12 protein-coding genes and 1 other annotated feature are annotated in these 12616 nt (G+C 42.9%); of the genes, 2 read left to right on the top strand and 10 right to left on the bottom strand.

Translation table 11 applies throughout. From position 1 onward, the window contains the following. The first annotated feature begins 20 nt into the window (after nucleotides 1–20). Nucleotides 21–677 carry a TerC family protein gene (locus BLL41_RS01375; RefSeq protein ID WP_071576518.1) on the top strand — a complete coding sequence of 219 codons (657 nt, stop codon included), beginning with the start codon at nucleotides 21–23 and terminating at the stop codon, nucleotides 675–677. A 42-nt stretch (nucleotides 678–719) separates the two neighbouring features. Here BLL41_RS01375 and spx read toward each other — a convergent pair whose 3' ends face one another. The 8 genes from spx to oppA all read right to left on the bottom strand — a co-directional run bounded on the left by spx (nucleotide 720) and on the right by oppA (nucleotide 8964). Beyond that, nucleotides 720–1115 carry a transcriptional regulator Spx gene (spx, locus tag BLL41_RS01370; protein WP_014476435.1) on the bottom strand — a complete coding sequence of 132 codons (396 nt, stop codon included), beginning with the start codon at nucleotides 1113–1115 and terminating at the stop codon, nucleotides 720–722. Nucleotides 1116–1295: 180 nt separating this feature from the next. After that, nucleotides 1296–1874, bottom strand: a complete 579-nt coding sequence (locus BLL41_RS01365; protein ID WP_003244921.1) for a GNAT family N-acetyltransferase — start codon at nucleotides 1872–1874, stop codon at nucleotides 1296–1298. A 163-nt stretch (nucleotides 1875–2037) separates the two neighbouring features. Beyond that, complete coding sequence (locus BLL41_RS01360; RefSeq protein WP_071576919.1) at nucleotides 2038–3255, bottom strand: MFS transporter; 1218 nt, start codon at nucleotides 3253–3255, stop codon at nucleotides 2038–2040. Nucleotides 3256–3361: 106 nt separating this feature from the next. After that, complete coding sequence (gene oppF / locus BLL41_RS01355) at nucleotides 3362–4279, bottom strand: oligopeptide ABC transporter ATP-binding protein OppF (RefSeq protein ID WP_071576517.1); 918 nt, start codon at nucleotides 4277–4279, stop codon at nucleotides 3362–3364. Between the two features lies 1 nt (nucleotide 4280). Then, nucleotides 4281–5357 carry an oligopeptide ABC transporter ATP-binding protein OppD gene (gene oppD, locus BLL41_RS01350; RefSeq protein ID WP_083427894.1) on the bottom strand — a complete coding sequence of 359 codons (1077 nt, stop codon included), beginning with the start codon at nucleotides 5355–5357 and terminating at the stop codon, nucleotides 4281–4283. Nucleotides 5358–5361: 4 nt separating this feature from the next. Next, nucleotides 5362–6279: an oligopeptide ABC transporter permease OppC gene (gene oppC, locus BLL41_RS01345; RefSeq protein ID WP_003232954.1), complete on the bottom strand. Its 918-nt coding sequence runs from the start codon at nucleotides 6277–6279 to the stop codon at nucleotides 5362–5364. Between the two features lie 3 nt (nucleotides 6280–6282). Continuing rightward, the gene (gene oppB / locus BLL41_RS01340) at nucleotides 6283–7218 is read right to left on the bottom strand and encodes an oligopeptide ABC transporter permease OppB (RefSeq protein ID WP_003245554.1); all 936 of its coding nucleotides are present in this window, start codon (nucleotides 7216–7218) and stop codon (nucleotides 6283–6285) included. A gap of 108 nt (nucleotides 7219–7326) precedes the next feature. Further along, nucleotides 7327–8964 (bottom strand): oligopeptide ABC transporter substrate-binding protein OppA, encoded by a 1638-nt coding sequence (gene oppA / locus BLL41_RS01335; RefSeq protein ID WP_071576515.1) that lies wholly within the window; start codon nucleotides 8962–8964, stop codon nucleotides 7327–7329. Between the two features lie 470 nt (nucleotides 8965–9434). Then, nucleotides 9435–9649: a binding site (T-box leader), on the top strand. Between the two features lie 58 nt (nucleotides 9650–9707). Between oppA and trpS the strand changes: the two genes are divergently transcribed. Next, complete coding sequence (gene trpS, locus BLL41_RS01330; RefSeq protein WP_071576918.1) at nucleotides 9708–10700, top strand: tryptophan--tRNA ligase; 993 nt, start codon at nucleotides 9708–9710, stop codon at nucleotides 10698–10700. A gap of 34 nt (nucleotides 10701–10734) precedes the next feature. Here trpS and BLL41_RS01325 read toward each other — a convergent pair whose 3' ends face one another. After that, nucleotides 10735–11487 (bottom strand): YjbA family protein, encoded by a 753-nt coding sequence (locus BLL41_RS01325; protein WP_014663526.1) that lies wholly within the window; start codon nucleotides 11485–11487, stop codon nucleotides 10735–10737. Nucleotides 11488–11691: 204 nt separating this feature from the next. Further along, complete coding sequence (gene appC / locus BLL41_RS01320; protein ID WP_071576514.1) at nucleotides 11692–12603, bottom strand: oligopeptide ABC transporter permease AppC; 912 nt, start codon at nucleotides 12601–12603, stop codon at nucleotides 11692–11694. Nucleotides 12604–12616 lie beyond the last annotated feature (13 nt).

Raw genomic sequence — 12616 nt, 5'->3', positions numbered from 1 at the left:
TGAAAGCGAGGTGCCGATTCATGGAGCATGACTATCTGATTTCTCTGCTTGTTATTGTTGGGATCGACCTGATCCTCGGCGGAGATAATGCGGTCGTCATTGCCATGGCCAGCAGAAATTTGCCGGACAAGCAAAGACAGCAAGCTATTATTCTCGGAACATTTATAGCCGTTGCCATGAGAATCGGATTAACAAGTGCAGCAGTATATCTTTTGAACATTCCGTTCTTGCAGTGCGCCGGCGGAATTTTCCTGCTGTATTTAGGATATCAGCTGCTGATCGAACAAAAAGATACGCAGCACATTAAAAGCAGCACCTCTTTGTGGAGAGCGATACGAACGATTGTACTTGCAGATCTCTTTATGTCGCTGGACAATGTCATCGCAGTTGCAGGAGCATCACACGGTGAGTTTTCTCTCGTCGTCATAGGTTTGTGTGTATCGGTTCCGGTTATTATTTGGGGCAGCAAACTCATCCATATTGCACTAGAGAAAATACCGCTTCTGATTTACGCGGGAAGCGGGCTGCTTGCTTATACTGGCGGAGAAATGATTGTCAGAGACAAAAAGCTGTCTCTTTTTATGGCGCAGCACGGCACAGTCGAAACACTCCTCCCCATTTTGACGGTTGCGTTTGTCATCCTTGCGAGCATTTATTACCAGCAGGTTGAAAAATAAAAGAAGGCTGATGACTCAGCCTTCTTTTGATGATACGATTTATTAGTTTGCCAAACGCTGTGCTTCTCTTAATTGGAAAGAGCGAACTTTTCTAGGCAGGAAACGTCTGATTTCGTCTTCGTTATATCCGACCTGCAAACGTTTTTCGTCGATGATGATCGGACGGCGAAGCAAACCTGGATGCTCGTTGATCAAGCGGTACAAATCTTGCAGCGGCATAGATTCAACGTTCACATTGAGTTTTTGGAATACTTTTGAACGGGTTGAGATGATTTCATCTGTTCCGTCCTCAGTCATTCGAAGAATTTGTTTTATTTCATCAATTGATAAAGGTTCAGAGAAAATGTTTCTTTCTACAAATGGAATATCGTGCTCCTCGAGCCACGCTCTCGCCTTTCTGCATGAAGTACAGCTTGGTGATGTGTATAGTGTAACCATTCATCTTCACTCCTCTAATTAGTAGGATGAACATCTATTTTATTCTTAAATTGAAATTACTCTAAAAAAGGAATCTTTACAGGTATTATACTATAAAAAAGTAAGTGTGAACAGTATCCTAAGAAAAAAATGTGTCAATCCAGCAAATTTTTAATGTTCATGATATGTTCTTATTCTCAATTAGCTTAACTGATCGAAAATATTTTTTTGTTTTTCTTCATCGATGATTTCCAAGACCTCATCCGTTTTTTCGTACGATTCCCCGTACCATTTCTCATCTTTATAAGTATGAATGTTTTCATATGTCTGTTTCATGGCTTCAAGAATTTCTTCTTCTGATTCTGTTTTCGGTGACCAGTATAGAATCTCCATCTTGTTTACTTCATTCGTAGCCAATGACCGGCGACGGTACCCAATTGACTGAGCATGCTTGAAATGCTCTCTTTGATAAAACCTCAGGCGTTTTTCTGTATCAGTATCATCTTCGTCCACAGGTTCCACCTCGAGCAATATGGGCTTATTTTTCTTTTTCAGCTTTGCGATCAATTTGCCGCCAAGCCCCTGCCCTCTTGCATCCTTAGACACATACAGATAATCAACGAAAATAAAAGAATCGAATTCCGCAAACATTAAAATATGATGTTTGCCTTCATCCTTATGATAAATATCGCTTCGCTCTTTCAGAAGAGCTTCCATATGCGCTTTTGATTTCATTTCTTCAATTGGAAAGTACTCGCTAAGCTTTTCATACCAGTTCATTGATTTGCTCCTTATGAGTTCATTGTCTTCATACTTTTAGATATACCCCATTTCTTCTTGTTTAAACAGCCTTACATCTATAAAGACGTACGAACTTCCGCCATGGTTTCATTTTTTTCAGCAAAAAACGGAGCCAGCTGCTCCGTTCATTCTGAAGTGCATCTCATTGGACTCGATTTTCCCGCCTGTAATGAACAAGGCGGGGCTGTGCCAGTGCAATCAAAAACGTCATGATATATAATGCAGCAGCCGCAATAAAAGCTGTTTTCGCACCAGCTGCATCAGCCACTAGCCCCATAATGGAGTAGGTGACGCCTGACCAAGGAGTCAAAATTGCATTTTTCGCAGCCATGATTCCGATACGTTTCTGCTCGGGAATAACCTCCTGCAGCATGGTTTCCTGGCAAATATCACGCACCTGATAAAAAGGCCCCATTGCGGCACAAGCCAGCGCGCATAAAAACGGGATTGTAGAAAATGAGAATAGAAGGGTCAGCGCCGCCATCACAAGCGAGCAGAAAACAATAGCGCAGCCCATGTTACGCTCAAAAAAAGCAGAAAAACGAATGGCAATCACACTGCCGACAATGGCACCTATAAAATAAGAAGCGTTAAACATCCCCCACGACGCTTCTGTTTCATGCAAAACAACCACAGTAAAGGCGAGAAGAATAGCAGACGACCAAACAGAACCCGCCAAAGCTTCTATCATGTCCATAAAAGTAATGTCTCTTACAATAGGGATAATCATTAAATCCTTCCATATACTTCTGCCAGATGCTTTTTCATCTGTTCCACCAGTCGTTTTTTCATTTATATGAAGCACATTGAGGGAAGCTGCCGAAAGAACAAACAGGCAAATGGCTGCACCGACAACGACTTCAAAAGGGACGGCGTACGTCAGAAGGCCTCCAAGGCCCCAGCCTGCTGTTAAGAACAATTGATTCGAAAGGGAGATCACGCCATTCGCTTTTACATAGTGCTCTTTTGGAACAATAATCGGCAGCAGCGCGAATCTTGCCGGCTGAAAAAAAGCGCCCGCAAAGGAAAAACAGAAAACAAACAGCAGCGTAATCCAAAAGAATGCCTGTCCGTGAAGAGTGACACTGTATGCCATCAGGATTGTAAAGACCGCTCTCAGCAGATTTGCGCCCGCAAGCACCTTTTTAAAACCGAGATTGCGAAGCACCGGAGAGACGCAAAAGCTTGCCGCTATACTCGCAAACGACATGAACGATAATACGAGTCCAGCCAAAAAAACGGAGTCAGTCATTTGATAAACACGGACCATTAAAACGATTGTGACAAGGACTCCTGCTAAGGATTGAAGAGATTGAGACAGCAATAGCGCAAAAACATTTTTGTTATGCAGAAATTGAATTGTATTTCGCCTCCGCTTTTTTCCTCTAATTGTAAATACCATCATTCTCACTTTCTATGATGCCGTAAAAAATCCTTCAAGAGATCTCTCTTGAAGGATTTTTGGTTTAGGAATAAGCTTTAAATTCAGCCTCCGTGCACATCACAAAATGTCCCGGTTTGACTTCACGGAATTCCATCGTTTCCCCATCTTTTAATTGATGGACGGACGGATCATATTTCTGGCGGACTCGATTTCTCTCATAATCCGGATCTGGAAGCGGAATCGCAGAAAGCAGTGATTTTGTATATGGGTGAAGCGGATTCTCATACAGCTCATCTGCCGGCGCAAGCTCAACCAGTTTCCCGAAATACATGACTCCAATGCGGTCGCTGATGTATTTGACCATCGATAAATCATGGGCAATAAACAGGTATGTGAGCCCTTTTTCTTTTTGCAGTTCTTTCATTAAATTCACGACCTGCGCTTGAATGGATACATCCAAAGCGGAAATTGGCTCATCCGCGATAATGAATTCCGGATCAACAGCAAGCGCTCTGGCAATCCCGATTCTTTGGCGCTGGCCGCCGGAAAATTCATGAGGATAGCGGTTCGCGTGTTCCTTGTTCAATCCCACTGTTTCCAATAGTTCATGGACCCGCTGCATCCGCTCTTTTTTCGTTTTCGCCAGCTTATGAATATCAAGGCCTTCAGCAATAATATCAGCAACTGTCATTCTCGGATTCAGGGATGCATATGGATCTTGGAAAATCATCTGCATTTTGCGGTTGAATTCCAGCAGCTTTTTCCGCGATTTTCTCCCGTGCACATTTTCGCCGTTGAACAGCACCTCACCATCGGTTGCTTCGTACAGCCGGATAATGCTTCGGCCTGTTGTCGATTTACCGCAGCCAGATTCACCAACCAGCCCTAATGTTTCACCTTTATAGATATCAAATGATAAATCATCTACAGCCTTAACCGTTCCTCTCGGCGTGACAAAGTGCTGTTTTAAATGTTTGATTTCTAATAGTTTTTCAGTCAATTTATTCACCTTCTCTCACTAAGACAGGTTTTTCGTACGTGTTTGCCAGTTTACGCATTTTCGCTTTTACCGCTTCAGGAGGCTCTACCTTTGGCGCGTCGGGATGAAGCAGCCACGATTTGACATAATGAGTATCAGATACCTTAAACATTGGCGGCTCCTGTTCAAAATCGATTTTCATCGCATAAGGGCTCCGCAGGGCAAAAGCATCTCCTTTTGGCGGGTTTGTCAAATCAGGCGGCGTGCCCGGAATGGCAGTCAGCTCTTCCTCTCCTGAACTTTCCAGTGTCGGCATGGATGCAAGAAGCCCCCAAGTATACGGATGTCTCGGATCGTAGAAAATTTCGTCTACCGTACCTGTTTCTACAATCTGTCCCGCGTACATGACAGCGACCCGGTCAGCAACGTTCGCCACAACACCAAGATCGTGTGTTATAAAGATGATGGACGTGTCAATTTTCTTTTGCAAATCCTTCATCAATTCCAGAATTTGTGCTTGAATCGTTACATCAAGTGCAGTGGTCGGCTCGTCGGCGATCAGAAGCTTCGGATTCGCCGCAAGCGCCATGGCAATGACAACCCGCTGCCTCATACCGCCTGAAAATTCGTGCGGAAATTGGTTCACCCGCTTTTCCGGCATTGGGATACCGACTAATTCCAGCAGTTCAACCGCGCGTTTTTTAGCCGCTTCCTTTGAGATCTTTTCATGTTTAAAAAGCACTTCCGTAATTTGTTTACCGACCTTCATCGTTGGATTTAAGGAAGTCATCGGATCTTGGAATATCATGCCGATCTCTTTTCCCCGGACATTTTGCATTTCTTTTTCGGACAGCGGCACCAGATCCCTTCCTTCAAACAGGATCTCACCGCGTTTGAAATAACCTGGAGGCATTGGAATCAGCTTCATAATCGCTTGAGAGGTTACACTTTTTCCGGAACCTGATTCTCCAACAATGGCCAGCGTCTCTCCTTTATCCAGATGGAAATTCACTCCGCGGATCGCCTGAACCTCTCCGCCATATGTTTTAAATGAAATTGCTAAATCTTTTACTTCTAATAGGCGTGTCACCCGTATCACTCCCTTATTTACGTAACTTAGGATCCAATGCGTCTCTTAATCCGTCGCCGACAACGTTAAAGCCAAACATTGTAATGCAGATAAATCCGGCAGGGAAGAATAAACGCCACGGATAATAGGTCAATGCAGGCAATCCGTCAGAAGCCATCGTTCCCCAACTTGCCAGCGGAGCCGGAACACCAAGTCCCAAATAGCTTAAAAAGGCTTCTGTGAAAATCGCAGTAGGAACTGTCAGTGTCATCGTGACCAAAATAGAACCCATTGCGTTTGGCACGATATGTTTAAACAGAAGACGGGATGTTTTTGCACCCAGTGTCTGTGAAGCAAGCACATACTCCTGATTCTTCAGCTGCAGCACTTGTCCGCGCACGATTCTGGCCATATTAATCCAGCCTGTAATCGTCATGGCAATAATAATCGTAAATAGACCTTTCGGAAGAACAACCATCAGTAAGATAACCATTAACAATGAAGGAACTGCCCAAAGGATATCAGCGATGCGCATCATGATTTCATCTGTTCTTCCTCCGCGGAAGCCTGAAATGCTTCCCCAAATGACGCCGATCAGCAAATCAAGAACAGCGGCTGCGACACCGATAAAGATTGAGATTCGCGCTCCTACCCATGTACGGACGAAAATGTCCCGTCCAAGATCATCTGTGCCGAACCAGTGATCTTTTGAAGGCGGCTTATCCGCATTTAAGAGATTAGTAGTTGAATAATCATACCTTGAGAACATCGGCGCAAAAATTGCCATAAGGATAATGAGCACGATAATGATAAGCCCGACCATTGCAAGCTTATTGCTGCGGAAGCGAAGCATCGCATCTTTCCAGAGGGAAAGGCTCTTTTTACTTATTTTTTCTGCATCGCCGGCATTCGCTGCGGCTGGTTCAAACATGTTTTTTGGAATGTTCTGCATGGCCTAGGCTCCTTTCTTTGCTTTGGAAAGCTTGATTCTTGGATCAATAATGCCGTATAACACATCTACGATTAATACACACAATAGCAAGATGACACTGAAGAACACCGTTACACCCATAATGACTGTATAATCACGGTTTGTAATACTGTTGACGAAGTGTGCACCAAGCCCCGGGATCCCAAAAATAGTTTCAATAATGAAGCTCCCTGTTAAGACCTGTGCGGCCATCGGGCCCATGTATGTAACAACCGGCAAAAGCGCATTTCGAATGGCGTGCCGCACTGTAACCGCTGGGCGGGACAGCCCTTTCGCTTTCGCTGTGCGGATATAATCACTGTTTAACACTTCGATCATGCTTGAACGGGAAAGTCTGGCAATAAACGCCATCGGCATGGAAGCAAGTGCGATTGAAGGCAAAAAGGTGTATGCCCAGGAATCCCACCCCGCGACCGGAAACAGCCCAAGCTTCATGGAGAACACATATTGCAGAACAGCCGCCATGATAAAGCTCGGAACCGAAATACCAAATATCGTTAAAATCGCGACGGTATAATCCTGCCACTTATTATGGTAAAGGGCTGCAATGACCCCAAACAATACACCTAACGCTAAAGCGAGGAGAATAGCTTCTGCTCCAAGAGTGAATGAAACGGGGAAACCTGAGCTGATCAGGTCGTTAACACTCTGACCTTTATATTTAAATGATGGTCCGAAATCCCACATTGCAACTGATTTCAAATAACTGACGTATTGTACAAACAGCGGCTTGTCCAAGCCATAGTGCGCATTTAAGTTTGCTTCAATTTCAGGCGGAAGCTTTTTCTCACCTGAAAATGGCCCGCCCGGTGCTGCTTGCATTAAGAAGAATGTCACGGTTACAATCACAAATAGTGTGATAATCATATAGACTAAGCGTCTTCCGATATATTTTAGCAAGGGGGAACACCTCCATGGTTTTTACATTTTTATACTCCATCAGTAAGAAAGGTATATGGGGCTTTTCTCCCCATATACCTTGAGGTCTTTTTATTTTCAGACATAGCCTTATTTAAAATATGCGTTTCTGAAATAAACCTCACCAGTACCTGGCATGATAACACCTTTTAGGTTTTCATCCTGTACCCAAGTATCAGTATAGAAATAGATTGGGGCAACCGGCATTTCATCAATGAAAATACCTTCTGCTTTTTTCAGCAGCGCTGCACGTTTTGTTTTATCTGTTTCAGTTTGTGACTGATTCAGAAGCTTTTTGAATTCTGGATTTTCCCAGCCTGTATCGTTATTTCCTCCGTTTTTGTCACGGAACAATTCAAGGAAGTTGATAGGATCATTGAAGTCGCCGAGCCAGCCCATACGGCCGATTTCATAATCTTGGCTGTGGAGCTTATCAATATAGACATTCCATTCTGAGTTATCAAGCTCAACATCAACGCCTAAATTTTTCTTCCACATTTCTTGTACGGCTTGAGCGATTTTCGCATGTGCGTCATCAGTGTTGTAAGACAATTTGATTTTCGGCAAGTCAGATGCCTTGCTTAAGCCCATTTCTTTTAGGCCTTTTTCAAGGTATTCTTTTGCTGTTTTGATATCGTTGTCTTTGAAGTAGCCTTCTTTGTTATCCTCAAATCCCTTCATTGTCGGCGGCACCGCAGCCATTGCCGGGATTTGCTCTCCTTGCGTAACGTTTTTAACAATAGACTGGCGGTCAATCGAATATGTTAATGCTTTACGGATATTGACGTTGTCTAACGGCTTAGCTTCAGTGTTGAATTTGTACCAATACACCCCTGCGATCGGCTCAACATGTAAAGAACCGTCTTTTTTCAGGGTCGGCAGGGATTCAGTCGGAAGCTGTCCGAGCGGCATACCAGCCCAATCAAGTTCGCTAGCTTGGAATTTTTTCAATTCCGTATTGTTATTGTTGATCATAACCATATTGATTTTCTTCAGTTTGACTTTGTCTTTATCCCAATACTGGTCATTTTTTTCGAGAGTAATAGAACCGCTGTGTTTCCATGCTGTCATTTTGAACGGACCGTTTGATACATAATCATCCCCGGCATTTGTATTCCACTTTTTATTTTTCTCTGCAATTTTCTTGTTGATCGGCATATACGTATAGAACGCAGTTAATTCAGTGAAATATGGAGTCGGGTTATTTAATTCAACCTTCAGCGTTTTGTCATTCACGGCTTTTACTGCCACATCATCTAGGCTGCCTTTGCCGGTATTCGCCGCTTCAGCACCTTTTATGTAGTAGAGCTGGTAAGCGTATTGTGATTCATTATTAGGGTCAAGCGCCCATTTCCAAGCATATTCAAAATCTTGTGCTGTTACAGGGTCTCCATTAGACCATTTCACACCATCACGAATAGTGAATGTATATGTTTTACCGTCCTTGCTTGTTTCGATTTTAGATGCCATGCCTTCTTCAGGCTCCCCATCTGCATTGATGCGTGTCAATCCTTCAAAAGTCTGACGGATGACACCGCCTGAAACTGAATCATTTGCCAATCCCGGATGTAAGGAGAACGGCTCAGTTTTAATATTAATGTTAAGTGTTGTCTTTCCTTTACTGTCCTTTTTCCCTTCACCGTTTGATCCGCTGCCGCCAAAGCCGCAAGCGCTCAGCACGAGAGTGAAAATGAGCATCAACGTGACAATCGACCAACGTTTTTTCATATTCGCAAACCCCCTAATAATAATTTTCAGCTCCTTACGGCTAAATCCTCAGAAATATCAGACAAATGAACCTAAGTTTCCATAACTTTTATTCTGTTCCGTCTTTTCTGATTATTTTTGTAAAAAAGCTGTAACAATAGAGTGAACAAGTTCATTATAATGAAACAAATAATTTATTGCAATATTATTTTATCAATTTAAAATATTTAAACTTCGTTAGTTTTTCTTCCACGAACATAATATCCTTCTACCATTTAAAGCGTAAATTGATTAAAAACTTTTTCATGAGTTTTCTATCCATATTGCTTTTTACATATAATATCTGCCCGTTTTTACGCTGATAGCAGTTATCATTTAAGGGTTTTACAGCACCCATGTTATTTATATCATTACAATGTTACTGGGAAAAAGAATGTTTTTTCATGATGACAATTGGTTATAATTGATTTATAATGAAGCAATCAAAAGAAAAGCGTGCTATGAAAAAGAGTAGTACACATTTCACCTGTTTGAAGAGAGTCTGCGGTGCTGGGAGCAGATAACGGGCAATGTGGAATGGACTTTGGAGCAGCTGACCGAACCCGAAAAAAGTAGGCTCAGCCGGAGCAGACTCCGTTACAAACGTCAGAGTGATTCCATTTTAATGGAATAATCAGGGTGGTACCACGGTTCATTCGTCCCTTTTTTATAGGGGAAGAATGAGCCTTTTTTATTATGTTTTAAGAAATGAGGTTGATGTTTTCATGAAACAAACGATTTTTTCAGGCATTCAGCCAAGCGGCTCCGTTACGCTCGGCAACTATATCGGTGCAATGAAGCAGTTTGTCGAACTGCAGCATGATTATAACAGCTATTTTTGCATCGTGGACCAGCATGCAATAACCGTTCCTCAAGATCGGCTCCAGCTAAGAAAGAATATCCGCAGTCTGGCGGCGCTTTACTTAGCTGTCGGACTTGATCCTGAAAAAGCAACATTGTTTATTCAGTCAGAGGTTCCCGCGCATGCACAGGCCGGATGGATGATGCAGTGTGTCGCATATATCGGCGAGCTTGAACGAATGACTCAATTTAAGGACAAATCCAAAGGCAATGAAGCTGTCGTCTCCGGCCTGTTAACATACCCGCCGCTGATGGCCGCTGATATTCTGCTGTACGGAACGGATCTTGTGCCTGTCGGTGAGGATCAAAAGCAGCACCTTGAGCTGACGCGGAATCTCGCAGAACGCTTCAACAAAAAATACAACGACATCTTCACGATTCCGGAAGTGAAAATTCCAAAAGTCGGTGCACGCATCATGTCTCTGAATGATCCGCTGAAGAAGATGAGCAAATCTGATCCGAACCAGAAAGCTTATATTACACTGCTGGATGAACCGAAGCTTCTTGAAAAGAAAATCAAAAGCGCTGTGACAGATTCTGAGGGCATTGTAAAATTTGACAAAGAAAACAAACCGGGCGTTTCCAACCTTCTTACGATTTATTCAATCCTCGGCAATACGACAATTGAAGAGCTTGAAGCAAAATACGAAGGAAAAGGCTACGGCGAGTTTAAAGGTGATTTGGCAGAAGTCGTGGTGAACGCATTAAAACCGATCCAGGACCGCTATTATGAGCTGATAGAATCTGAAGAATTAGACCGGATTCTTGATGAAGGCGCGGAACGGGCGAACCGGACAGCAAACAAAATGCTGAAAAAAATGGAGAATGCCATGGGTCTTGGAAGAAAAAGACGCTGATCAAAAAACCGCTCTTTGCAAAGAGCGGTTTTTTTCAGTTTACCTTCGATTCATTTTCCATTTCCCATAGCTTTTCGAAAAAAGGCTGTCCTTTTATTAAGTTTTCACAAAAAGCCAGGTGCTTGTCCGACCAGCCTTCAATTGTTTCGTTATACAGCATGTCCCAAATCTCTTCAAAGCTCATCCGTTTGATTTGTTCATACATATGCGGATTCCACTCTGTGTACCAATAGCCGATTTCAGCGCGGTTTTTCAGCCCTTTTAATTGGTCAAGCGCCATAAACATCAGCTGCTTGATTTGCCGTTCTTTTCTTGTCAGTCCTCTGACATGTTCTGGTGCTAATGATAAGATGTGATATTCTTTAGAGGATTCCAGTTTCTTTGGTTCAAATTCATATGCTTCAGGCTCTACATCTTTTACCATTTCATAAACGAGCTGCTCTTGCCGTGGGATCAGACGGCTTTTTCTGACAGGGATTGTATAGCCGATTGTGTCGACAGCCAAAATGCCGATTCCGTCTGTTACGACAAAACAATATTCAAGCTTTGTCCGCTCATGATTTTTCCGAATGTACGATTTCTGATGTACGTCTTCAAGCAAACCTTTCGGAAGCTCTGACAAATCGTTTTCTATGTAATGAAACAGTACTGACGGCACCCTTAACAGCGGCACCTGATCCAAAAGCTCAACCGTATCTTCCTTGCGCCATTCGTGAAAGTGGCATACATTGTAGCCATTTTCTTCCCCTTCAAACCAATTGACCCACACATCATGAAGAAATAACATCTCTAACCCCTCACTTTATAAAAACTGTTGTCCACAGTATAGGCAAGGGACAGAGAAATTATTCCAAAGAGATTGAGGAAATCTGGAATCACTGGTTTTATGCAAGAATCACAAAAAGCAGATCTCTTTGTATATTTTCTGACAAAAGGAGACCTGCTTTTTTTCTGATTTGGTGATATTTTATAACAGATATGATATTCATTTTTATTTAATATTTTTCGGATCAAGCGCATCCCGCAGGCCATCACCGACAAAGTTGAAGCATAAAACGGTCATTAAAATAAATAGCCCGGGAAATAATGGGTACCACCATGCTTGAATCATTACTGTGAAATTCTGTGCGTCTTGAAGCATGTTCCCCCAGCTAGCGATTGGCGGCTGGATTCCAAATCCCAAGTAGCTTAGCGCCGATTCAGCTAGAATAACAGACCCTACTTTCAGCGTAGCTGACACAATAATCGGCCCTAACGCATTGGGCAGGATATGAGAAAAAATAATTTTGTGCGTTTTTGTTCCAATTGTTTTAGCAGCAAGAACATATTCCCTTGAACGAAGCGACAAGAATTCCCCTCTTACTAATCGTGCTGTCGTGGTCCATCCTGTGAGACAGAAAATTAAAATTAGTTTGTCCACACCCGGCTTGAAGATGGTGACCAGCGTGATCAACAGGAAAATATCAGGAATGGATAGCACGATGTCAACTACACGCATAATGACAGCATCCACTATTCCTCTGAAATATCCAGCTAATGCTCCTAAAACCGTTCCGATCAAAATCGAGCCGACTACGGACGCAAATCCAACCAATAAAGAGACACGCGCACCATAAAGGATTCGGCTGAAAATATCACGTCCAAATTTATCCGTTCCCATCAGATGTTCAAGGCCCGGCGCCTTATATTTATCAAGCAGGCTTTGCTGCTCTTGGGGATAAGGTGCAATGAAAGGGGCGAAAACAGCTGACATAATAATGATAAAAAGAATAACGGCACCTAAAATGGCCAGTTTGTTTTTCGAGAATTTTTCCCAGAAGATCTTTGTCATTGTTTCTGGTTTTTTTGAAATATTTTCTTTCAGCCTGATCTCCGGCGAGGGAGTTGTTTGCAGCTCTGACATCTCTGTTTCCCTC

The organism is Bacillus sp. FMQ74, assembly GCF_001875785.1.
GTDB classification, from domain to species: Bacteria; Bacillota; Bacilli; order Bacillales; family Bacillaceae; genus Bacillus; species Bacillus stercoris.
Note: the sequence above shows the minus strand (reverse complement) of the source record. Positions and strands in the feature narration are given on the sequence as shown.

What these genes read in the sequence shown, in the direction of transcription:
- BLL41_RS01375 (WP_071576518.1), top strand. Translation starts at nt 21, where the DNA reads ATGGAGCATGACTATCTGATTTCTCTGCTTGTTATTGTTGGGATCGAC.
- spx (WP_014476435.1), bottom strand. Translation starts at nt 1,115, where the DNA reads ATGGTTACACTATACACATCACCAAGCTGTACTTCATGCAGAAAGGCG.
- BLL41_RS01365 (WP_003244921.1), bottom strand. Translation starts at nt 1,874, where the DNA reads ATGAACTGGTATGAAAAGCTTAGCGAGTACTTTCCAATTGAAGAAATG.
- oppC (WP_003232954.1), bottom strand. Translation starts at nt 6,279, where the DNA reads ATGCAGAACATTCCAAAAAACATGTTTGAACCAGCCGCAGCGAATGCC.
- oppA (WP_071576515.1), bottom strand. Translation starts at nt 8,964, where the DNA reads ATGAAAAAACGTTGGTCGATTGTCACGTTGATGCTCATTTTCACTCTC.
- trpS (WP_071576918.1), top strand. Translation starts at nt 9,708, where the DNA reads ATGAAACAAACGATTTTTTCAGGCATTCAGCCAAGCGGCTCCGTTACG.
- BLL41_RS01325 (WP_014663526.1), bottom strand. Translation starts at nt 11,487, where the DNA reads ATGTTATTTCTTCATGATGTGTGGGTCAATTGGTTTGAAGGGGAAGAA.
- appC (WP_071576514.1), bottom strand. Translation starts at nt 12,603, where the DNA reads ATGTCAGAGCTGCAAACAACTCCCTCGCCGGAGATCAGGCTGAAAGAA.